The sequence below is a fragment of the Plantactinospora sp. KBS50 genome (assembly GCF_002285795.1).
Taxonomy (GTDB): Bacteria; Actinomycetota; Actinomycetes; order Mycobacteriales; family Micromonosporaceae; genus KBS50.
Genome location: NZ_CP022961.1, coordinates 4,006,888 through 4,028,638, shown reverse-complemented (window position 1 = coordinate 4,028,638; position 21,751 = coordinate 4,006,888). Strand labels below are relative to the sequence as shown.

The window sequence follows — 21,751 nt, the reverse complement described above, 5'->3', positions numbered from 1 at the left end:
CAGAGCATCGCGGGCAGTGCGAACGGTAGAACGATGCTCTTGAGCACTTGCACGATCCTCCCGAGCTAGCGAGGATTGGGGGAGCGTGCTTCAATCGTGCCATGGCCCTCGACGAGCTTCGCGCGCTGATCTCGCGGCATGCCCGACCGGACGCCGGCACCGCCATCGACGGGGTGCTGGTCTCGAAGGTCGAGCGGTCGACCCCACAGGAGCCGTCGATGACCGGCACCGTGCTGGCGCTCATCGCGCAGGGCGCGAAACACCTCGCACTGGGCGACCGGGTCTACCGGTACGGCGCCGGGCAGTACCTCGTCGCCTCGGTCGACCTGCCGGTGACCGGCCACTTCGTCGGGGCGAGTCCGCAGCGGCCGGCGCTCGGGTTCGGGCTGGTGCTGCGGCCGGCCACGATCGCCGAACTGCTGCTGACGGCCGCCCCCGGCGACATCCCGGTCGCCGGCGGCGGGCCGCCCCCGGCGATCGGCGTCACCGACGCCCCGACGAGCTGCTCGACGCCGTACTCCGGCTGCTGCGCCTGCTCGACCGGCCGCGCGACCGCGCGGTCCTCGCGCCGCTCGTCATCCGGGAGATCCTCTGGCGGCTCATCACCGGGGAGCAGGGCGCGATCGTCCGCCAACTCGGTCTCGCCGACAGCAGCCTCAGCCACGTGGCGCGGGCCGTCCACTGGATCCGCGGCCACTACGCGCAGTCCTTCCGGGTGGAGGAGGTGGCGGCGCTGGCCGGGATGAGCGCCTCCGCCTTCTACCGCAACTTCCAGGCGGTCACCGCGATGAGCCCCATCCAGTTCCAGAAGCAGATCCGGCTCCAGGAGGCCCGACTCCTGCTGACCACCCACCCGGGCGACGTCACCGGGGTCGGCCGCCGGGTCGGCTACGACAGCCCGTCCCAGTTCAGTCGCGAGTACCGCCGCCAGTTCGGCGCGGCGCCGAGCGAGGACGCCGCCCGGCTGCGCGGAGCGCCGCCGCCGGCCACACCCGCCCTGCCCTGAAAGGGTTGTCTGACGGGGGCGAGCCTTGTCAGACACCCGCTGAGAGCCCGCGCGCACGCGGAGTGGTTCAATCGCGCCCATGGCCCTCGACGAGATCCGCCGGCTCCTGGCCCGCCATGCGCGCCCGGACCTGCGGACCGCCGTCGACGGTGTGTCGATCTTCCGGGCCGACCGGCCCGTCCCGCCGGCCCCCACGACGTACGGCCGGGTTTTCGCTCTCGTCGCACAGGGTGTCAAGCGGTGCTCCATCGGTGATCGTGTCTACGAGTACGGTGCCGGGCACTACCTGGTGGCCTCCGTCGAGCTGCCGGTGACGAGCTGGTTCGCCGAGGCGAGCCCCGGCCGCCCGGGGTTGGGCGTCGGGCTCGACCTCGATCCCGTGCTGGTCACCGAGTTGTTGCTGCTGCGCGAGGGCGGCGGTCCCGCCGCCCCGGCCGACCCGCCGCCCTGCGGCATCGCGGTCAGCGCGGCGCCGGCCGAACTGCTCGACGCGGTCACCCGCCTGCTGCGGCTGCTCGACCGGCCGGACGACATAACGGCTCTGGCGCCACTGATCAAGCGCGAGATCGTGTGGCGCCTGATCACCGGAGACCAGGGTGTCGTGCTGCGCCAGGTCGCCCTTCCGGACGGCAGCCTGAGCCATGTCGCCCGGGCCGTCCGGTGGATCCGGGACCACCACGCCGAACGCTTCCGGGTTGAGGATCTCGCCCAGCAGGCCGGGATGAGCGTCTCGGCGTTCCACCGCAACTTCCAGGCGATCACCGGGATCAGCCCGATCCGGTTCCAGAAGCAGATCCGGCTCCAGCGCGCCCGGCTGCACCTGCGCGCCGACCCCGGCGACGTCGCCGGGATCGGTCGGCGGGTCGGCTACGAGAGCCCGTCGCAGTTCAGCCGGGAGTACCGCCGTCAGTTCGGGACGCCGCCCTCGGCCGCCGGCAGTAGTACACCAGCGCGGGCGGAAGATTAGCCCAGACCGTACGGCCGGCCACCACCTCCTCGAACCGGGACCGCAGCGCGCGTCGCAGCCGTACGGCCGGCGGTGCCCACAGGGTGGCGGTGTAGGCGAACGTGGCGAAGACGCCGTCGGGCGCCAGCACGTCGCCGGCCGCGCCGAGCAGCTCGTCCTGCCGGTCGGCGGCGAACGCGGCCCACGGCAGGCCGCTGACGATGACGTCGGCCCGGTCGAGACCCCGTTCCCTCGTCGTCTCACGAAGCCGGGCGGCATCGGCGACGGCCACCTCGACCCGGGGGAACCGGCGGGCCAGCGGGTCGGCGAACACCGGGTTGATCTCGACCGCCAGGTGTCGCCCGCGGCCGGCGAGCCGCCGCTGGACGGCCGCCGTGAACGCGCCGGTGCCGGCGCCGAGTTCGACCACCGTGGGCGATCCGGTGAGCGGCACCGGGGCGGTGATGGCCTCGGCGAGCGACTCGCCACTGGGCGCCACCGCGGCCACCGTGAAGGGGCTGCGCACGAACTCCCGCAGGAAGGTGGCGGTCACGGACGTACCGGCCTCGACCGGACCGGGAATTCCGGCGAGCCGCGCCGTGCGGCTGCGGGTACGCGTGCGGGTACGGCGGGCGGCGACGGTCATCGCGGAACCTCCTCGTTCGGTGGTGTCCGCCCAACTCTCGGGGCGGCCGGACGGGTGGCACATCTGTCATCCGACTGCGCGGGGAGGGCTCTTGCCCGATCGAGGCGATGTCTTGCTCGATCCTCGCGCGCGGCGCCGCCCGGGCCGACCCGGTGGGTAGCCTGCGACGCAGCCGTTTCCGATCGGAGCACAGTTGGCCACCTCAGAGCTGTTCGGCCGCCACGCCGAGCTGAGCCGGTTGGCGGATTTCCTCGACAGCGCGCGGCGCAACGGCGAGGCCCGGCTGTTGTGGGGCGATCCCGGCGTCGGCAAGTCGGCGCTGGTCGACGCCGTCGCGGAGCGGGCGACCCGGGCCGACCTGCGGGTGCTGCGCGCCTCCGGGTCGGAGTTCGAGGCGGACGTCAGCTACTCGGCACTCAACCAGCTGCTGCTGCCTGTGCGCGGCGACCTGGACCGGTTGCCCACAGGACCACGGGAGGCGCTGAGCGTCGCCCTCGGATTCGACGCCGGCGCGACGCCGGACGCGCTGCTGATCTGCAACGCCACGCTGCTGCTGATCCGTGAGGTCAGCGCGGACCGGCCGGTCGTGGTGCTGGTCGACGACCTGCACTGGATCGATCGGGCGAGCGCCGTCGTGCTCGGGTTCGTCGCACGCCGGCTCGGCGGCTGCCGGACCGGACTGCTGGCGACGGCGCGCACCGGGACCGGCACCCTGTTCGACCGCCGGGGACTGGCCGAGATGACGGTCGGGTCACTCGACGGCGACGCGGCCGCGCGACTGGTCGGCGTGCACTTCCCCGACCTGCCCGGCCGGATCCGCCGGCGGCTGTTCGAGCTGGCGCAGGGCAATCCGCTCGCACTGATGGAGCTGCCCCCGACGCTGCTCGCCGCCGTGCCCGGACCGATGGCCGAATCCGGGCTGGTGCCACTGGGCGACCGGCTCCAGACGATGTTCACGTCCCGGATCACCGACCTGCCCGGGGCGACCCGGCGGCTCCTGCTGCTCGCCGCCTTCGAGGGCGCCGGCGACCTGCGGACCCTGCGCGGCGCGTCGGCCGGGCTCGCGGACCTCGGCCCCGCGGAGATCGCCCAGCTGGTCCGCATAGACGACGCCAGCGGGCGGCTGGCTTTCCGGCATCCGCTGATCCGGTCGGCGATGGTTGAACTGTCCACACACGAGGAACGCCGGGGCGCTCACCTCGCCCTGGCCGAGGCGCTCCACGACGATCCGGAGCGCCGCGCCTGGCACCTGTCGGCCGCCGCGACCGGCCCGGACGAGGCCGTGGCGGCCCTGCTGGAGGAGGCGGCCCGCCGGGTGCTGCGGCGCGGTGACGCATACGCCGCCACCGCCGCCCTCACCCGCGCCGCCGAGCTGAGCGTCACGAGCCACGACCGGGCCCGCCGGCTCGCCGAGGCCGCGTACGTCGGTGCCGAGGCGGGCGGCAACGCCGCCGACGCCCGGATCCTGCTCGACGACGCGCGGCGGGCCACGCCGGATGCCTCCGGGTCGCTGCACGCCGCCGGCGCCGCGGCCTTCCTGATCCTCAACGGCGACGGCGACGTCAACACCGCGCATCGGCTGCTGACCGGCGCGATCGAGACGGGTGACCACGGCTACCGTGCCGAGGACCCCGCACTCGTCGAGGCCATGCAGACGTTGCTGCTGCTGAGCTGGTACGGCGGCGGCCCGGAGCACTGGACGCCGTTCCATCGCGCGCTGAAGCGCATGCGGCCGACGCCGCCCGACCTGCTCGCGCTGGCCAGCCGCACGTTTGCCGATCCCGTACGCACGGGGGCCGCCGCCCGGGCCGAGGCGGAGGCGCTCATCGGGCGACTTCCCGGCGAGACCGACCCCAGCCGCATCGTGCGGCTCGGCACCGCGACGGTCTACCTGGACCGGCTCGACGGCAGCCGGGAACCGTCGTGGCGGCTGGTCGAGCAGGGCCGGGCGGGCGGCTCCCCCCGCCGGCATCTCGGCGCGCTGATGCACCTGTGCCTGGACGACTTCCTGATCGGCCGGTGGGACGAGGCCGAGGAACTGGCCGGCGAGGGGCGGCGCATCTGCGAGACGTCCGGCTTCCCGTTCTTCGGCTGGTACTTCCACTACCACCTGGGCATCGTCGCCGCCGGCCGTGGACGCTTCGACGAGGCGTACCGGTGGGCGGACGAGATGACCCACTGGGCGCTGCCGCGTGGGGTCGCGGCGGCGGCCCTGTTCGCCCACCACCCGCGCGCCCTGGCCGCACTGGGCGAGCAGAGGTTCGACCTCGCGTTCCGGCACGCGGCCGCGATGAGTCCGCCGGGGGTCCTGGCCTCCCACGTCCCGCACTGCACGTGGGTGATGTTCGACCTGGTCGAGGCTGCCGCCCGGACCGGCCGCACGGCGCAGGCCCGCGCCCACACCGAGGCGATGCGGGCGGCGCGGGTGGCTGAGCTGTCGCCCCGGATGGCGCTGCTTCAGGCCGGTGCCGACCTGCTGGTGGCCGGGGAGCACGCCTCGGCCGCGAGCAGGGTGATCGAGTTGCTGGAGGATCCCGCGACGCGGCGGTGGCGGTTCGACGCGGCGCGCGTGCGGCTGGTGCTGGGCGAGCGGCTTCGGCGTACGGGCTCGGTGTCCGATGCCAGCCAGCACCTGGCGGCGGCACGCGCGGGCTTCGCGGCCATGGCCGCGCAGCCGTGGTTGGCGCGCGTCGATGCCGAACTGCGGGCCGCCGGCCACCGGGTCGCCGATCCGAACGCGCCGGGTCCGGGCGGGCTGACCGCGCAGGAACTCCAGATCGCCGAGTTGGCCGCGGCCGGCCTGTCCAACAAGCAGATCGCCGAGCGCCTGTACCTGTCGCACCGCACGGTCGGCTCGCACCTCTACCGCATCTTTCCCAAACTCGGGGTGACGTCGCGTGCCGGGCTCAGGGACGCGCTGTCGCGCTGAGGACATCGGCCCCTCCTCCGGTGAGCGCTCGGACATCCGCCTGCCATCGTCGCCGCCCCGCGGGCGGCGGGCATCAGTCAAACGACGCAATCGCGGTGACCCAGCTTGAGCGCGCCGCGACAGCGCCGCGGCAGTCGAGTCGAACGACAGATGTGGCGTCTCCGGCCGGGGCACAGACTGGATTCCGTCCACTTCCGGAGGACCCGAAGGGGTAACCATGAGCACGGTCCTGATCACCGGCGCCTCGTCCGGCCGCCGGGTGCGGGAGATCTGCGGTCCGTCTCGACCGGGCCAGGTGAGAGAGAGGAACGCTGCCATGTCCGAGCAGAACAAGCAGATCGTCCGCGCCTACTTCGAGGAACTCGACCGCGGCCGCACGACCCCGGTTCACATGTGCACCGACGACTTCCAGTTCCATCCGGCCGGAGCACCGACGCTGGACATCGACGGGGTGAAGACGTTCGGCGATGCGTTCTTCCGCGGGATCACCGATCTGATGCATCCGCTGGAGGAGCTGATCGGCGACGGTGACCTCGTGGCCCTGCGCTGCCGGTACGAGGGCACCCACGACGGCGAGCTGATGGGTGTGCCGGCGACGGGGCGGAAGGTCTCCGCGGTGGGTATCGGGGTCATGCGCGTCGCCGACGGAAGGATCGCCGAGTTCTGGGTGTCGCCCGACCGGCTCACCATCATGCAGCAGATCGGAGCCATCCCGTCCTGAGTGACCGTTCGGGATCCCTGGCCGGTGGCCGGGTCCGGTGGGGCCGTGCCGCGGGCGCGCCCCACCGGCTATTGCCAGGGTGTACGGGCTGTCCAATCATCAACGGATGTCCTCACCTGTCACCACCGTCACCACCGTCGCCGACGGGTTCACGTTCACCGAGGCGCCGCGCTGGCACGACAGCCGCCTCTGGTTCGCCGACTTCTACTCCGGCCGGGTCATGTCCGTACGCGAGGACGGCGCCGACGCGCGGGTCGAGGCCGTCGTGCAGCGGCAGCCGTCCGGGATGGGCTGGCTTCCGGACGGGCGTCTGCTCGTCGTCTCGATGCACGACCGCCGGGTGCTGCGCCGTGAGCCCGACGGCACGCTTGTCACGCACGCCGACCTGAGCGGGCACGCGACCGGGCACCTCAACGACATGGCGGTCGACGCCGACGGCCGGGCGTACGTCGGGGACTTCGGATTCGACCTGATGAACGGCGCGCCGCTGGAACCGGCGGCGGTCCACCGGGTCGACCCGGACGGCGCGGTGACCGAGGTGGCGTCCGGGCTCTGGTTCCCCAACGCGATCAACCTGGGCGCGGATGGCCTCGTGCTGGTCAACGAGACATTCGGCAACCGGGTCTCCGCGTTCGACCGCGCCGCGGACGGCGGTCTCAGCAACCACCGGGTGTGGGCCGAGTTCGGCCCGGTTCCCGCGGAACGCTCGGTGGCGGGCGCGCTCGGGCAGCTCGTCGCCGCGCCGGACGGCGGGTGCCTCGACGCCGAGGGCGGACTGTGGGTGGCCGACGCGATCGGCGGGCGGGTGATCCGGGTCGTCGAGGGCGGCCGGATCACCGACGAGATCCGGCCGGGGACGAACGCGTACGCCTGTGCTCTCGGCGGCGCGAGCGGACGGACCCTGTTCATCTGCACGGCGCCCGACTTCGACGAGCGTGCCCGCAGGGCAGCCCGGGACGGCCGCATCGTCGCGGTGCCGGTCCGCGTGCCGGCCGCCGGATAGCCGCGGCACCCCGGCTGGCCGGGCCGGGACACCGGCCGAACCGCTGGTGCTCACCGCCGCTTGAGCATCGGTCCGGCGGCCGGTGGGTCGGCGGTGTGGTCGAGGTCGGCGAGCGGGAAGCAGCCGGCGAAGGGGTCGTCGTACCGGCGCCAGGTGTCCTCGCCGTCGGCGATTTCGGCGTCGGTGAGCAGGCAGCCGGCGAGCGTGCGGTGCAACGCGGCGGGGTTGAGATCCAGGCCGATGAAGACCAGGTACTGGTGCCGGTCGCCGTAGTACGGATCCCAGTCGAGGGCGGCGGCGAGCCGCCGGTGGTCGGACACCCCGTCCCAGTGCGCCTCGGGCAGGCTGGTCAGCCAGCGGCCGAGGCCGCCGAGCGCGAGGCCGCCGCCGGCGAAGTCCCAGGCGATCACGGCATCGGGCTGGCTGGCCAGCCAGAGGTGCCCGCGGGAGCGGATGGCCTCGGCGTTGAGGTCTTCGAGGAGGTCGTGCAGCCGCCGGGGGTGGAAGGGGCGGCGGGCGCGGAACACCGCCGACACGATCCCGCAGTCCGGGTGCGGTTCGTGTACGCCGAGGGCGTGTCCCTCCAGGCCGCGGGTCAGCACCCGCGGGGTGTCGGGGCGGTGCCGGCGGTTGCCGCGTACCTGGCGGGCGAGCGTGCCCGCGTCGACGGTGTCCTCGTCGGCGCGGAACTGGACCGCCCAGGGAGCCATCCGGTCCAGCAGCACGGCCAGCCGGTCGGTCTCGTACGCCCCGTAGCTGGAGCGCCCCCACAGCAGGACGGTGTCGGCGTACTCGATCTGCCGGACGATGACGTCGGCCAGCGCCCGATCGTCGTTGTCGGCGGCGGCGATGCCGAGGGCCTTCAGGTCCTCGGTGCTGGCCAGGCCGTCGAGCAGGTGTTCGGCGTCGACCACGGTCAGGTAGGAGTCGATGCTGACCAGGTCGGTGACCGGTCGCCCGTCGACGAGGCAGTGCGCGCAGACGGCGGCGACCGCCTCCGGCTCGACCACCTCGGGCAGCATCAGCAACAGGTCGCGGTGCGGGTGGGTGCGGGCCAGCCGGGCGAGGGTGGGCAGGACGTCCTCGCGCAGCGTGCAGGAGACGCAGCCGTGCGCCAGCCTGATCGGCGCGTCCTCCAGGATGCCCGCGGCGTCCCGGACGACCCGGTGCGCGATCCCGGTGGCCAGGCCGGTGAGGTCGTGCCGGATCAGGATCAGGGACGGGTCCGCCGCCATGAGGGTACGGGCGACCGCGTGCGTCGCGGCCGGCCAGAAGCCGCTGAGCACGGTCAACGACGGGCCGGTGGCGGCGGTTGGGGTCCCGCGGTCGGCGGGCGCGAGCGGGGACGTCGACATCGCAATCCTCTCGGCACTAGTTGAAAACGATTGTCATTATAGGCAGATCGGTCGGCGGCGGGCGCGGGTGGGTGGCCGATCGGCGCGGGACCCCGGTCGACGACCGGCCGGTCGGTTGCGGTACAAACGAAAACGGTTTTCGTTAACGTCTAGCGCGGTGTCCTGTCCCGGATGCCGTGCCGGCCGACCTGGAGGAGTTGATCGTGTCCCGACGCTGCGACGTCACCGGCGCGAAGCCGAGCTTCGGCAACGCCGTGTCCCACTCCCATCGGCGCACCCGCCGCCGGTGGAACCCCAACCTGCAGAACCATCGCTACTGGTTGCCGTCCGAGCGCCGCTGGGTGCGGCTGACCCTGACCGCCAGAGCGCTGAAGACCGTCGACCGCAGGGGTGTCGAGGCGGTCGTCGCCGACCTGCGCGCCCGCGGGGTGCGGGTCTGATGGCCCGGCAGACCGACGTGCGACCGATCGTCCGGCTGCGCAGCACCGCCGGCACCGGCTACACGTACGTCACCCGCAAGAACCGCCGCAACGACCCGGACCGGCTGGTGCTGCGCAAGTACGACCCGATCGTGCGCCGGCACGTCGAGTTCCGCGAGGCGCGCTGACGCCCCGACGGGGCGCCGACCGGCCGGCGGGTGTGCGGGCTGGCCGGCGCCCCGCCGGGACGGGCGGCGGGCTGGGCGCCGGGACGGGCGGCGGGTTGGCCGCCGGGACGGGCGGGACCGGGGTCCGGTCTATCCGCAGCAGCCGGTGGCGGCGGGTGTGTCCGAGCCGACGGTCGCCGGGGTGCTCGGCGCGGACTCGCCGTACCGGTCGGAGTCGCCCTTGACCACGTACACCTCCCAGGGCTCGTCGCCGGGTCCGCGGACCCAGACCTTGTCCTGGCGGGCGTAGCAGCAGGTGGTGTCGTTCTCGGTGAGGGTGATCAGGCCGGCCGCGGTGAGTCGGTCGGTGGCCGCCGTGACCTGCGCGCCGTCGAACACCTCGACCCCGAGGTGGTCCAGCGCGGTGGGCCGGTCGGGTGCGCCTTCGAGCAGGACGAGCTTCAGGGGCGGTTCGGCGATGGCGAAGTTGGCGTAGCCGGGCCGCCGCTTGGCCGGCTCGGTGCCGAACAGCTTCGAGTAGAACGCGATCGAGCCCTCCAGGTCGGCCACGCGCAGGGCGAGTTGGACGCGGGACATCGCACACCTCCGGTTGTTTAGATGATTGTCTAGGCAGAGGGTTGCACTCTGTCTAGACGGTTGTCAAACTAGGCGGGTGTCGAAACGAGAGGTGCCGGTCCTTCCGGCCGCGGCCGGGTGCTGCACCACCCCGATGACCGACGAGGCGTTGACCGACGCGGCGGCGGCCAGCCTTGCCCGCGGCTTCAAGGCCCTGGGCGACCCGGTGCGGCTGCGACTGCTGTCCCTGATCGCCTCCCGCGCCGGCGGCGAGGTCTGCGTGTGCGACCTGACCGACGCGTTCACCCTCACCGGGCCGACGATCTCGCACCACCTGCGGGTGCTGCGGGAGGCGGGGCTGATCGACTGCCAGCGCCGCGGCACCTGGGTCTACTACTGGATCGTTCCGGCCCGACTGGCCGCCCTGTCCCAGCTCCTCGACGTCTCCGCCGCCACGGCGACCGGGCCGGCCGCTGCCACCGCGACCGGCAGCGCCCGGTGACGCCCGAGCCGCGCCACCGGGCGCTGCGCCGGGCCTCGGCCGAACTCGCCGGCACCGGCCTGCTCGTGACCGCGGTGGTCGGCTCCGGCATCGCCGCCGCCCGACTCTCGCCGACCGACGTGGGACTGCAACTGCTGGAGAACAGCATCGCCACGGCGTTCGCCCTCGGCGCACTGATCCTCGTGTTCGGGCCGGTCTCCGGCGCCCACCTCAACCCGGTCGTGTCGATCGCCGACTGGTGGCGGCACCGCCGTACCGGCGTCGGCCTGTCCACCCGGGAGCTGGCCGCCTACCTGGGCGCGCAACTCCTCGGCGCGGCCGGCGGCACGGTGCTGGCGCACCTGATGTTCGGGCTGCCGGCAGTCACCGTCTCGGCCCGCGACCGCAGCGGCGGCGGGGCGTGGCTGGCCGAGGTCGTCGCGACCGGTGGCCTGCTGCTGGTGATCGCCGCGCTCGCGCACGCCCGCCGCGGCGCCCTCGCGCCCGCCGCCGTCGCGGCGTGGATCGGCGGTGCCTACTGGTTCACCGCCTCCACCGCGTTCGCCAATCCGGCGGTCACCGTCGGCCGGACGCTCACCGACAGCTTCGCCGGCATCGCCCCGGCCTCCGCCGCCGGCTTCGTCGCGGCCCAGCTCGCCGCGACCGTCCTCGCGCTCGTGGCGATCGGCTGGTGGTACCCGGTCGCCGTGCCCGCCGACGCGACGCCGGTCGAAGCGACGCCGGTCCCCGCGCCGCCGGGCGGACCGCCGCCGGGCGGGCCGGCGCGGGGCGAGCCGGCACTGGCCGACCTGGCGCCGCCCTCCGCAACGCGAGCGACCGCATGAGCGCCGCCGCCGCGCCCGCGCCCCCTCCGGTGGTGCTCGCGCCGATGACCGACGGCCACGCCGAGGCCGTGCTGGAGATCTACCGGCTCGGCATCGCCACCGGCGACGCCACCTTCGAAACCGCGCCGCCGAGCTGGGACCGCTTCACCGCCACCCGCCTGCCGGAGCACCGCTGGGTCGCGCTCGACCCCGACCGCGGCACCGTGCTCGGCTGGGTGGCCTGCGGCGCCGTGTCGGACCGGTGCGTCTACGCCGGCGTCGTCGAGCACTCCGTATACGTGCACCCCGACGCCCGGGGCCGCGGCGTCGGGCGGTTGCTGCTGCGCCGACTGATCGACTCCACCGAACGGGCCGGAATCTGGACGATCCAGTCCGGGATCTTCCCCGAGAACGTCGCCAGCCTCGCCCTGCACCGGTCCTGCGGCTTCCGCACCGTCGGCGTCCGGGAACGCCTCGGCCGCCACCACGACCGGTGGCGCGACGTGGTCCTCCTTGAGCGGCGCAGCCCCACCATCGCCTGACCGGCAGAAACGAGGACCCGACCGGATGTCCACCCCCGCCGCCGGACCGACCCGACCCTCGGTCCTGTTCGTCTGCGTCCACAACGCCGGCCGGTCCCAGATGGCCGCCGGCTGGCTGCGGCACCTCGCCGGCGACACCGTCGAGATCCGCTCCGCCGGCTCCGAACCCGCCGACCGGCTCAACCCGGTGGCCGTCGAGGCCATGCGCGAGGTCGGCATCGACATCACCGCCGCGCAGCCCCGGCTGCTGGACTGGCAGGCCGCCCGCGACAGCGACGTCATCATCACGATGGGCTGCGGCGACACCTGTCCGGTCTTTCCCGGCAAGCGCTACGAGGACTGGAAGCTGGCCGACCCGGCCGGGCAGCCCCTCGACGCCGTCCGCGTCGTCCGCGACGAGATCCGGGTACGCGTCGCCCGCCTGCTGGACGAGCTGACCGGCCCGGACGCTGCGGCGTCGCCGGCGCACCGGTCCGCCCCGTCCTGAGCGCGGCCGCACCCGCCGCACCCGCCGGTCACGCCGCACCCGCCGGTCACGCCCGGCCCCGGCAGGCCGCCGCCCGCACCCGGTGGAGTGCGGGGCGGCGGCGTGCCGCCCATCAACCGTCCTCTGTGGAGAACGGCGACGGTGAGGTCGGCCGGCCACGCTCTGTGGAGCGACGGGCGGCGGTTTCCGCGCCGGGCACCGGACATCGGGTGAGGATGCGGGTCCCTGACGCGGAGCCGCAGCGGTGCGGGCGGAGACCGCGACGCGGTACGGCGTCATGGACCGAGTGTCGGCCCCCCGGCCCGGGTGGCCGCAGAGAAGGAAGCGCAGACACAGCGGCACGCCGGCGCAGCGGATTGTTCTCTCCCGGCCGGGGCCGGCCGATGGGGAGGCTGGTGCCGAGGAGGATGCGCTATGACCGAGACCCTGGACCGGACGGCACTTCGAGCGGAGCTGATGCGCCGTCGGCTGCGTGGTGAGGTCGCGCCGACGCGCGGCGGCGGGATCATACCCGCCGTCCGGCCCGACGCCGTGCCACTGTCGTACGCCCAGCATCGGATGTGGGTGCTCGACCAGCTACGACCGGGCGGCACGGAATACCTGGTGACCACGGCGCTGCGGCTGCGCGGCCGGCTGGACACCGGCGCGCTGCGCACCGCACTCGACGGGATCGTGGCCCGCCACGAGATCCTGCGGACCCGCTATCCCGTGCTGGCCGGTGAGCCGGTCCAGGTGGTCGACGAGCCGGGACCGGTGGAACTCGTCGCCGTCGACCTGCGCGCGCTGGACCCGGCGGAGCGGCAGCGGCGGGTGGCCGCCCTCGCGACCTCGCAGCGGCACCCGGTGAGCCTGGCCACCGGCCCGGTGCTGCGGGCCACCCTCGCCCGGCTGGACACCGACGAACACGCCCTGCTGCTGACCGTGCACCACATCGCCATGGACGGCTGGTCCGAGGGCGTCCTCGTGGCCGAGCTGACCCGGCGGTACGACGCCGCCGTGGCCGGCCGCCCGGCGCAGGAGCCGCCGCTGCCGTTGCAGTACGCCGACCTGGCGCTCTGGCAGCGCTCGGCGCCGCAACAGGCGCGGCTGGCCGGGCAGTTGCGCTACTGGCGCGACCGGCTGGCCGGGCTGAGCCCGCTGGAACTGCCCACCGACCGGCCGCGACCGCCGGTCCGGGACGCCGCCGGTGACCTGCTCTCCATCGAACTCGCCGGGCCGACCGCCGAGGCGCTGCGCCGGCTCACCCGCTCCTGCGGCGCCACGCCGTACCAGGCGCTGCTGGCCGGGTTCGTGGTGCTGCTGTCCCGCTACACCGGCCAGCGCGACATAGCGGTCGGGGCGCCGATCGCCGGCCGGGACCGGCCCGAGGTCCAGGACCTGATCGGCCTGCTGCTCAACACGGTCGTGCTGCGCGTCGACCTCTCCGGAGCCCCGTCCTTCACCGACGTGCTGGATCGGGTCCGGGCCGCCACGCTGGACGCGCACGACCACCGGGAACTGCCCTTCGAGCGGCTGATCGACGAACTGGCCCCCGACCGGGACCCGTCCCGCAGCCCGCTGTTCTCCACCATGTTCGTCTGGGACGAGGCGCAGACCGCCGGCTCCGCGGCCGCCGGCGTGCAGATCGAGCGGATCCCGGTCGGGGAGAGCAGCGCGAAGTTCGACCTGACCGTGGCCGTCACGCAGCGGCCCGACGGGTCGGTGCGGATCGGCTTCAACTACGCGACCGCGCTGTTCGACAGGGACACCATCCGGCGGATGGCGGCGCACTACGGCCGGCTGCTGGCCGAGGCCGTGGCCCGGCCGGACGTCCCCGTCGACCGGCTGGACCTGCTCGGCCCGGCGCAGCGGCGCCAGCTCACGGTCGACTGGAACGACACCGCGACGGACTGCCCGGACGTGACCCTGACCGGGCTGCTGGAGGCGCAGGCCGAGCGCACCCCGGACGCGGTCGCGCTGCGCTCCGGCGCCGAGGAGCTGACCTACCGGCAGTTGCACGCCGAGGCCGCGACGATCGGCCGGCGGCTGCGGCACGCGGGCGTCGGGCCGGAGTCCGTCGTCGCGGTCTGCCTGCCCCGTGGCCTGGACCTGGTCCGGGCGATGCTGGCCATCCTGAAGACCGGTGCCGCCTACCTGCCGCTGGACCCGGACCACCCGGCGGCGCGCCGCGAGTTCATGGTGCGCGACTCCGGCGCCCGCCTGGTGATCGACGGGGAGTACCTGTCCGCCCCGGACCGGACGGGCGCCGGCGGGCAGCCGGCCCGCGGCCCGCAACCGGGCAACGCCGCCTACGTCATCTACACCTCGGGGTCGACCGGGCAGCCCAAGGGCGCCCTGATCGAGCACCGCGCGATCGTCAACCGGCTGCTGTGGATGCAGGACACCTACCGGCTGGACGGCTCGGACCGGGTGTTGCAGAAGACGCCGGTCGGGTTCGACGTGTCGGTGTGGGAGCTGTTCTGGCCGCTGATCACCGGCGCGACCCTGGTGCTCGCCCGCCCGGGTGGGCACCGCGATCCGGCCTACCTGGCCGAGGAGATCCGGGCCGCCGGCATCACCACCGTCCACTTCGTACCGTCGATGCTGCGGGCGTTCCTGGCCGAGCCGGTCGGGCCGCTGCCGTCGCTGCGCCGGGTGATCTGCAGCGGCGAGGCGCTGCCGCCGGACCTGGCCGCGGCCGCCCTCGACCGGATCGGTGGCGAACTGCACAACCTGTACGGCCCGACCGAGACCGCGGTGGACGTCACCGCCGCGCGCTGCGTCCCCGGCGAGCCGGTCACCATCGGCCGCCCGATCGCCAACACCACCGCGTACGTGGTGGACGCCCGGTTGCAGCCGGTCCCGGTCGGCGTACCGGGTGAGCTGCTGATCGGCGGGGTGCAGTTGGCCCGGGGCTACCTCGGCCGCGCGGCGCTGACCGCCGACCGGTTCGTCCCCGACCCGTTCGCCGCCGCGCCCGGCCGGCGGCTCTACCGCACCGGCGACCTGGCCCGGTACCGCCCGGACGGCAGCATCGAGTACCTCGGCCGGATCGACCACCAGGTGAAGATCCGCGGCCAGCGCATCGAACTGGGCGAGGTCGAGTCCGTGCTGCACGAGGCGCCCGGCGTCAGCGCCGCGGCGGTGGCCGTCCACGCCGACCAACTGGTCGGCTACCTGGTGGGACCGGTCGAGGTCGATCCGGTACGGGCGTACCTGCGCGAGCGCCTGCCGGACGCGATGGTGCCGGCGCGCTGGGCGACGCTGCCCGCGCTGCCGCTGACCACCAGCGGCAAGGTGGACCGCCGTGCCCTGCCGGCACCCGACCCGGTCCGCGCCGGGGCGGGCGGGGACCGGGTGGCGCCGCGCAACGAGCTTGAGGCGCGGATCGCCGAGGCGTTCGCCGCGGCGCTGGGCATCGACACGCTCGGCGTGACCGACAGCTTCTTCCTGCTCGGCGGCGACTCGATGCGGGCGATCCGGATGGTCGGCCTGCTGCGCGCGGCCGGACTGTCGGTGGCGGTCCAGGACCTGTTCAGCCACCAGAGCGTCGCCGAGTTGGCCGGCGTCGTGGCCCCGACCGGGCCGGCGGAGCCGGTCGAACCCGCCGCGGTCGAGCCGTTCGCGCTGGTCGGCGCGGCGGACCGGGAGCGGCTGCCGGCCGGTCTGGCGGACGCCTACCCGATCACCGAGAACCAGGCCGGGATGCTGTTCGAGATGCTCTCCGGCGGGGACCGGCCGGTCTACCGCAACGTCTCCTGCTACCAGATCAGCGACCCCCTGCCGTTCTCCCTCCAGGTGCTGCGGGAGGCCGGCGGCCTGCTCACCGACCGGCACGAGATCCTGCGCACCTCGTTCGACCTGTCCGGCTTCTCGGAGTTGTTGCAGCTCGTGCACGAGCGCGTGGACCTGCCCATCGGCTACGACGACCTGCGCGGGCTGTCCCCGCAGGAGCAGGAGGAGACGGTCCGGGCGTACCTGCGGGCCGAGCGCGTCCGGCCGTTCGACATCTCCGAGGCCCCGCTGCTGCGGTACCACGTACACCAGCTCGGCGACGGGCAGTGGCGGCTGACCCACTCGGAGAGCCACGCGATCCTGGACGGCTGGAGCCACACCTCCACGGTGGCCATGCTGGTCTCGCTCTACCGGACGCTGCGCCGGGGCGAACGGCCCGACCTGCCGCCACCCCGGCGGTACGCTTCGCCGACTTCGTGGCCCGCGAGCGCGCGGCCCTGGCCTCGGCGGCGGACCGGGACTTCTGGGCGGACACCATCACCGGCTCGGACCGGCTCGAACTTCCGCCGGAGTGGGGCACCGGTTCGGCGGCCCCGGCCGGCATCGTCGAGGTGCCGTGGGCCGATCTGCGTCCCGGGCTGCGCCGGCTGGCCGCGGCGGCCGGCACCTCGCTGAAGAGCGTGCTGCACGCCGCCCACCTGAAGGCGCTGAGCATCGCCACCGGCCGGCAGCGGTTCTTCAGCGGGCTGCTGTGCAACGGCCGGCCGGAGCGGCTGCGCGGCGACGAGGTGTTCGGCATGTTCCTCAACACCGTGCCGTTCGCCGCCGACACCTCGCAGGCCACCTGGCGGGCGCTGGTCCAGGAGGTGTTCGCGGGGGAGGCCCGGCTGTGGCCGCACCGGCGCTACCCGCTGCCGTCCATGCAGCGCGAGTGGGGCAACGGCCGGCCGCTGCTGGCGGTGGGCTTCTCGTACCTGGACTTCCACGTGCTGGACGGTCGCGGCGAGTCGGTCGAGATGATCGACGACTTCAGCCCGAGCAGCGTGGGGCTGGACGTGTGGACCTTCCCGGGAACGCTGCGGCTGGGCGCCCGGCCCGCGCACATCGACACGCCCTACCTGGAGCTGCTGGGCCGGACCTACCGGCACGTGCTGGAGGCGATGGCCGCCGACCCGGACGGCGACACGGACATCGGGCTGAGCGCCACCGACCGGGCCTGGGCGGTGGCGGCGCACCAGCCGGTCGAGCCGTTCCCGACCGAGCCGCTGGTGCACGAGCTGATCGCCGGGCACGCGGCCGCCGACCCGGCCGCGGTGGCGCTGCGGCACGGCGACGCCACGCTCGACTACGGCGCGCTGGAGGAGCGGTCCCGGCGACTGGCCGCGCGGCTGACCCCGCTCGGCGTCGGGCCGGACACGGTCGTCGGCATCCACCTGCCCCGCACCGTCGACCTGATCGTCGCGATGCTGGCGGTGCTGCGCAGCGGCGGGGCGTACCTGCCGCTGGACCCCGGATATCCCGCCGAGCGGATCCGCGACATGGTCCGCGACGCCGCGCCCGTGGCGGTGTTGACCGACGCCGCCCTGGCCCCGGCGCTGGCCGGCACGGCCGCGACGCTGCTGGTGGACGACCCCGCCGGCGAGCCGCCGACACCGACCGCGACACCGACCGCGGCACCGGCGGCGACCCCGACCGCGACATCGACCGCGACATCGACCGCGACCCCGACCGCGACCCCGACCGCGACCCCGGAGGCGCCGGCACCGGTGGCCCGGCCCGGCGGCGACAACCTCGCCTACGTCATCTACACCTCCGGCTCCACCGGGCGCCCCAAGGGCGTCGCGGTCACCCACCGCGCGGTGCTGAACTTCTGCCACGCGCAGCGGCGGGTGCTCGGCGCCGGCGCCGGCGACCAGGTGCTGCAGTTCGCCTCGCCGAGCTTCGACGCCTCCGTCTGGGAGATCCTGCTGGCGCTGGCCAACGGCGCCACGCTGGTGCTGCCGCCGCCGGACGCCGACCCCGGCGACCTTCGCCGGCACGCCGCCGAACTGACCCACATGACCCTGCCGCCACCGCTGCTGGACCGCCTCGACCCGGCGGACTTCCCGCGGCTGCGGGAGCTGACCACCGGCGGGGAGGCGTGCACGGCGCAGCAGGCGGCGCGCTGGGCCGAACGGGTACGGGTGCTGCACGCGTACGGCCCGACCGAGACCACGGTGGTGGCCACCGTCGCGCAACTGGGGACCGACCCGGCGCCGCCGCCGATCGGGCTGCCGCTGGACAACGTGCGGGCCTACGTGGTCGACGACCAGCTCCGCCTGCTGCCCCCGGGGTACGCGGGGAACTGGTGCTCGGCGGCGCGGGGGTGGTGCGCGGCTATCTCAACCGGCCGGGACTGACCGCGCAGCGGTTCGTTCCGGACCCGTACGCCGACCGGCCGGGCGCGCGGATGTACCGCACCGGCGACGTGGTCTCCCGGGACCCCGACGGGACCCTGCACTTCCACGGCCGCCGGGACCACCAGGTCAAGGTGCGCGGGTTCCGCATCGAACTCGGCGAGATCGAGCACGCCCTGACCGCCCATCCGGAGGTGGCCGCCGCGGTGGTCGCGGTGCACCGGGCCGGCACCCCGGACGCCTCGCTGGTGGCCTACACCCGGCCCGCGGACGGGACGCGGCCCTCGGCCGCCGCGCTCCGCGACCACCTGCGCGAACGGTTGCCGCAGCATCTCGTCCCGCACCACTACCTGTGCGTGGACGACTTCACCTACACCCGCAACGGCAAGGTCGACCGGACCGCGTTGCCGGCCCCGGACGGCTCCCGGCCGGTGACCGACGTCGAGTACGTCGCCCCGCGCTCGGACGTCGAGAAGCACCTCGCGACCGCCTGGAGCGAGGTGCTGGGCGTCTTGCGGATCGGCGTGCACGACGACTTCTTCGACCTCGGCGGACACTCGCTGGCGATGATGCGGCTGACCGCCACGCTGCGCAGCCGGCACGGCTACGAGCTGACCTTCGGCTCGTTCGTCGAGCACCGTACCGTCGCCGGACTGGCCGCGACGCTGCTGGATCCGACGGCGGCCGGCGGCGCGATGATGTGGCTGCGCCGCGACGGCGACGGCCGGCCGCCGCTGTTCTGCGTGCACCCCGGCGGCGGCAGCGCCCACTGGTACCTGCGGCTGGCCCCGCACCTGCACCCGGATCAGCCGGTGGCCGCGTTCGAATGGCCCGGCCCGCACCCGGACGGGACGCCCAGCACGGCGGCGATGGCGCAGCGCTACGACCGGGAACTGCGCCAGGTCCAACCGCAGGGGCCGTACCGGCTGTTCAGCTGGTGCGGCGGCAGCGGCATCGCCAGCGAGATCGCGCACCGGCTGGTCGCGGACGGGCACGAGGTGACGCTGATCCTGCTCGACCCGGGCCTGGACATCCACACGCGGTCCGACGCCTGGCGCGAGCTGGCCCTGATCCGCCGGCTGGAGGGGCTGCTGCACGAGGTGGGCACCGGTGGCGACGCGGCCGACACGCCGCAGCGCCGCAGGGAGATCCTCGACCTGCTGGAGCACCTGGTCGACGACGTCAACGAGGAGACGGGCATCCGGCTGCCCGAGCGCGGGGTGGGCGACTCGTGGCCCCGGCAGGTGCGGATCTGGCGGGAGGTGATGGAACTGGACGTCGAGTACCGGCACCGGCCCTGGCCGGGGCGGCTGGAACTCATCGTCAGCGACGAACTGGCCTGCGGCCAGCACGAGGTGACCTCGGGCCAGAACTACCCGGACTACCTGGCCCGGTGGGGCGAACTGTGCCTCGGCGGGGTGCGGGTGCACCGGGTGCCGGGCGACCACTTCAGCGTCATGAAACCGCCGCACGTCCTCGATCTTGCCCGCGTCGTCACCGACGTACTCGGCGAGGGCTGACGGTTGTCACGGTTCATGGATGCCGGCCGCGCCCGCCGGGCGCGGCCGGTGAGAGGAAGGACTGGATGAGTACGCAGACGAGCCCGAGACCGCTTCGCGTGGCCATCGTGGGCACCGGGAACATCGGCACCGACCTGCTGTTGAAGGTCGCGGCGTCGCCCCTGCTGACCTGCACGCTGTTCGCCGGCCGCCGCGCCGGCTCGCCCGGAATCGAGCTGGCCGACAGCCACGGCGTGCCCACCAGCACGGACGGCATCGACGCGGTCACCGCCCGGGTCGAGGACATCGACCTGGTCTTCGACGCCACCTCGGCCAACGACGCCACCCACCACTGGTCGCTGGTGGCACCCACCGGGCTGCCGTTCGTCGACCTCACCCCGGCACACCTGGGAAAGTTCTGCGTGCCGGCGCTCAACCTGGACGACTGCCTCGACGAGCAGTACCTGAGCATGGTCACCTGCGGCGGGCAGGCGGCGGTACCGATGGCGCACTGCATGGCCGAGGCCGCGGCCGGCATCGACTACCTGGAGATCGTCTCGGCGAGCGCCTCGGCCAGCGTCGGCCCGGCCTCCCGGGCCAACCTGGACGAGTACGTGCACACCACCGAGCAGGCGACCACCGAGTTCTGCGGGGTGCGGCGTACCAAGACCGTGCTGGTCATCAACCCGGCCGACCCGGGCATCGTGATGCGCAACTCCATCGCGGTCTCGGCGGCCGAGGGCATCGACCTGGACGCGCTGCGCGCGTCCGTTTCCATGATGGAGAAGCTGATCATGTCGTACGTCCCCGGTTACCGCGTCGTCGTGCCGCCGGTGGCGGCCGGGGACCGGGTAACGATCATGGTGGAGGTCGAGGGCCGGGGCGACTGGTTCCCGCGCTACGCCGGCAACCTCGACATCATCACCTGCGCCGGCCTCGCGGTGGCCGAGGCGCGGGCGGAACGGTGGCGGGCATGAGCGGCGGACCGAAACTCAGCGTCTGCGACACCACGCTGCGCGACGGCAACCACGCGGTCGCCCACCAGCTCGGCCGCGCGGACATCAGCGCGTACGCCCGGGCGGCGGAGGCGGCCGGCGTGGACGTCGTCGAGGTCGGCCACGGCAACGGCCTGGGCGCCTCGTCCATCCAGGTCGGCATGGCGGCCATCAGCGACGCCGAGATGCTGCGCACCGCCAAGGCCGAGCTGCGCACCGCCCGGCTCGGTGCGCTGTCCATCCCCGGCTTCGCCAGCGTCGAACGCGACCTCAGGCCGGCGCTGGACTGCGGCGTGGACGAGGTGCGGGTCGGCGCCCACTGCACCGAGGCGGACGTCACCCGGCAGCAGATCACGATGCTGCGGGCGATGGGCGTCGCGGTCAAGGGGATGCTGCTGATGAGCCACATGGCCACCGCGGCGCAGCTCGTGGCGCAGGCCCGGCTCATGCAGGGCTACGGCGCCGAGGCGGTGATCCTGATGGACTCCGCCGGGGCGTACACCCCCGAGCAGGTCCGGGAGAAGGTCGGCGAACTGGTCGAGTGCCTCGACATCGAGGTCGGCTTCCACGCGCACAACAACCTCGGCATGTCGGTGGTCAACAGCATGACCGCGGTCCGGGCCGGGGCGACCATCGTCGACGTCACGGCCCGCGGCTTCGGCGCCGGGGCGGGCAACGCCCCGATCGAACTCGTGGCGGCCAACCTGCACGTGGAGCAGGTCGCCACCGGCATCCAGCTCTTCGGCGCGCTGGACGCGGCCGAGGTGGCGCAGGAGCGCTTCATCAAGCACGTGCCCACCAACGACAGCGTCACCATCGCCAGCGGCATCGCCGGGGTGTTCTCCGGATTCGCCGCGCCGGTGCGGCGGGCGAGCACCCGCTTCGGGGTCGACCCCCGCCGGATCCTGCTGGAACTGGGCCGGCGGCGGGTGGTCGCCGGTCAGGAGGACACCATCATCGAGGTCGCCATGGCGCTGGCCGCCGACCGGGACATGCCCGGCCCGAACTGACCACCATCGGCACAGATCGCATCAAGCGGTACGGG

The 21,751-nt window shown here is 74.1% G+C and carries 16 protein-coding genes and 3 pseudogenes; 16 read left to right on the top strand and 3 right to left on the bottom strand.

Annotation, left to right across the window (positions count from 1 at the left end; all coding sequences use genetic code 11):
• Nucleotides 1-101: 101 nt before the first annotated feature.
• The 4 genes and pseudogenes from CIK06_RS32515 to CIK06_RS17500 all read left to right on the top strand — a co-directional run.
• Nucleotides 102-395, top strand: a pseudogene (locus CIK06_RS32515) (AraC family transcriptional regulator); the annotation flags it as partial.
• A gap of 107 nt (nt 396-502) precedes the next feature.
• A pseudogene (locus CIK06_RS31915) lies at nt 503-562 on the top strand (hypothetical protein); the annotation flags it as partial.
• A gap of 102 nt (nt 563-664) precedes the next feature.
• Nucleotides 665-1,006, top strand: a complete 342-nt coding sequence (locus tag CIK06_RS31240) for a helix-turn-helix transcriptional regulator (RefSeq protein WP_232534323.1) — start codon at nt 665-667, stop codon at nt 1,004-1,006.
• A gap of 79 nt (nt 1,007-1,085) precedes the next feature.
• Nucleotides 1,086-1,973, top strand: a complete 888-nt coding sequence (locus CIK06_RS17500; RefSeq protein WP_095565732.1) for an AraC family transcriptional regulator — start codon at nt 1,086-1,088, stop codon at nt 1,971-1,973.
• Here CIK06_RS17500 and CIK06_RS17495 read toward each other — a convergent pair.
• Nucleotides 1,894-2,598 carry a class I SAM-dependent methyltransferase gene (locus CIK06_RS17495; protein ID WP_095565731.1) on the bottom strand — a complete coding sequence of 235 codons (705 nt, stop codon included), beginning with the start codon at nt 2,596-2,598 and terminating at the stop codon, nt 1,894-1,896. The genes CIK06_RS17500 and CIK06_RS17495 overlap by 80 nt on opposite strands.
• Nucleotides 2,599-2,791: 193 nt before the next feature.
• On the opposite strand from CIK06_RS17495, the gene CIK06_RS17490 reads away from it, so the two are divergent.
• The 3 genes from CIK06_RS17490 to CIK06_RS17480 all read left to right on the top strand — a co-directional run bounded on the left by CIK06_RS17490 (nt 2,792) and on the right by CIK06_RS17480 (nt 7,251).
• The gene (locus CIK06_RS17490) at nt 2,792-5,527 is read left to right on the top strand and encodes an AAA family ATPase (protein ID WP_198347912.1); all 2,736 of its coding nucleotides are present in this window, start codon (nt 2,792-2,794) and stop codon (nt 5,525-5,527) included.
• A 316-nt stretch (nt 5,528-5,843) separates the two neighbouring features.
• Entirely contained in the window at nt 5,844-6,248 is a 405-nt protein-coding gene (locus CIK06_RS17485) for an ester cyclase (protein ID WP_157756815.1), read from the top strand.
• A gap of 106 nt (nt 6,249-6,354) precedes the next feature.
• On the top strand, nt 6,355-7,251 hold the full coding sequence (locus tag CIK06_RS17480) for an SMP-30/gluconolactonase/LRE family protein (protein ID WP_095567928.1): 897 nt from the start codon (nt 6,355-6,357) through the stop codon (nt 7,249-7,251).
• A 50-nt stretch (nt 7,252-7,301) separates the two neighbouring features.
• Here the strand turns inward: CIK06_RS17480 and CIK06_RS17475 are convergent, their stop codons facing one another.
• Nucleotides 7,302-8,606, bottom strand: coding sequence for a GTP-binding protein (locus CIK06_RS17475; RefSeq protein WP_095565728.1), 1,305 nt, complete (start codon nt 8,604-8,606; stop codon nt 7,302-7,304).
• A 203-nt stretch (nt 8,607-8,809) separates the two neighbouring features.
• Here CIK06_RS17475 and rpmB point away from each other — a divergent pair, with 203 nt between their 5' ends.
• Complete coding sequence (rpmB, locus tag CIK06_RS17470; protein WP_095567927.1) at nt 8,810-9,046, top strand: 50S ribosomal protein L28; 237 nt, start codon at nt 8,810-8,812, stop codon at nt 9,044-9,046.
• A complete protein-coding gene (gene rpmG, locus CIK06_RS17465; protein WP_095565727.1) occupies nt 9,046-9,213 on the top strand; it encodes a 50S ribosomal protein L33 in 168 nt (55 codons plus the stop codon). Before rpmB ends, rpmG begins: the two co-directional genes overlap by 1 nt.
• A gap of 129 nt (nt 9,214-9,342) precedes the next feature.
• Here rpmG and CIK06_RS17460 read toward each other — a convergent pair whose 3' ends face one another.
• Nucleotides 9,343-9,789, bottom strand: coding sequence for an ArsI/CadI family heavy metal resistance metalloenzyme (locus tag CIK06_RS17460; RefSeq protein ID WP_095565726.1), 447 nt, complete (start codon nt 9,787-9,789; stop codon nt 9,343-9,345).
• Between the two features lie 76 nt (nt 9,790-9,865).
• Between CIK06_RS17460 and CIK06_RS17455 the strand changes: the two genes are divergently transcribed.
• From CIK06_RS17455 to dmpG, 7 genes and pseudogenes are all read left to right on the top strand, one after another.
• A complete protein-coding gene (locus CIK06_RS17455; RefSeq protein WP_369915986.1) occupies nt 9,866-10,270 on the top strand; it encodes an ArsR/SmtB family transcription factor in 405 nt (134 codons plus the stop codon).
• Complete coding sequence (locus tag CIK06_RS17450; RefSeq protein WP_232533690.1) at nt 10,267-11,094, top strand: aquaporin; 828 nt, start codon at nt 10,267-10,269, stop codon at nt 11,092-11,094. Before CIK06_RS17455 ends, CIK06_RS17450 begins: the two co-directional genes overlap by 4 nt.
• Nucleotides 11,091-11,615 (top strand): GNAT family N-acetyltransferase, encoded by a 525-nt coding sequence (locus CIK06_RS17445; protein ID WP_095565725.1) that lies wholly within the window; start codon nt 11,091-11,093, stop codon nt 11,613-11,615. Before CIK06_RS17450 ends, CIK06_RS17445 begins: the two co-directional genes overlap by 4 nt.
• A 25-nt stretch (nt 11,616-11,640) precedes the next feature.
• Nucleotides 11,641-12,102 carry an arsenate reductase ArsC gene (locus CIK06_RS17440; protein ID WP_095565724.1) on the top strand — a complete coding sequence of 154 codons (462 nt, stop codon included), beginning with the start codon at nt 11,641-11,643 and terminating at the stop codon, nt 12,100-12,102.
• Nucleotides 12,103-12,516: 414 nt separating this feature from the next.
• Nucleotides 12,517-19,732, top strand: a pseudogene (locus tag CIK06_RS31235) (amino acid adenylation domain-containing protein).
• Between the two features lie 65 nt (nt 19,733-19,797).
• Nucleotides 19,798-20,688, top strand: a complete 891-nt coding sequence (locus CIK06_RS17425; protein ID WP_095565722.1) for an acetaldehyde dehydrogenase (acetylating) — start codon at nt 19,798-19,800, stop codon at nt 20,686-20,688.
• Complete coding sequence (gene dmpG, locus CIK06_RS17420) at nt 20,685-21,716, top strand: 4-hydroxy-2-oxovalerate aldolase (RefSeq protein WP_095567924.1); 1,032 nt, start codon at nt 20,685-20,687, stop codon at nt 21,714-21,716. Before CIK06_RS17425 ends, dmpG begins: the two co-directional genes overlap by 4 nt.
• Nucleotides 21,717-21,751 lie beyond the last annotated feature (35 nt).

Coding starts and splice junctions, on each gene's coding strand:
- CIK06_RS17500 (WP_095565732.1), top strand. CDS start 1,086: ATGGCCCTCGACGAGATCCGCCGGCTCCTGGCCCGCCATGCGCGCCCG.
- CIK06_RS17495 (WP_095565731.1), bottom strand. CDS start 2,598: ATGACCGTCGCCGCCCGCCGTACCCGCACGCGTACCCGCAGCCGCACG.
- CIK06_RS17485 (WP_157756815.1), top strand. CDS start 5,844: ATGTCCGAGCAGAACAAGCAGATCGTCCGCGCCTACTTCGAGGAACTC.
- CIK06_RS17480 (WP_095567928.1), top strand. CDS start 6,355: ATGTCCTCACCTGTCACCACCGTCACCACCGTCGCCGACGGGTTCACG.
- CIK06_RS17475 (WP_095565728.1), bottom strand. CDS start 8,606: ATGTCGACGTCCCCGCTCGCGCCCGCCGACCGCGGGACCCCAACCGCC.
- rpmG (WP_095565727.1), top strand. CDS start 9,046: ATGGCCCGGCAGACCGACGTGCGACCGATCGTCCGGCTGCGCAGCACC.
- CIK06_RS17460 (WP_095565726.1), bottom strand. CDS start 9,789: ATGTCCCGCGTCCAACTCGCCCTGCGCGTGGCCGACCTGGAGGGCTCG.
- CIK06_RS17445 (WP_095565725.1), top strand. CDS start 11,091: ATGAGCGCCGCCGCCGCGCCCGCGCCCCCTCCGGTGGTGCTCGCGCCG.
- CIK06_RS17440 (WP_095565724.1), top strand. CDS start 11,641: ATGTCCACCCCCGCCGCCGGACCGACCCGACCCTCGGTCCTGTTCGTC.
- CIK06_RS17425 (WP_095565722.1), top strand. CDS start 19,798: ATGAGTACGCAGACGAGCCCGAGACCGCTTCGCGTGGCCATCGTGGGC.
- dmpG (WP_095567924.1), top strand. CDS start 20,685: ATGAGCGGCGGACCGAAACTCAGCGTCTGCGACACCACGCTGCGCGAC.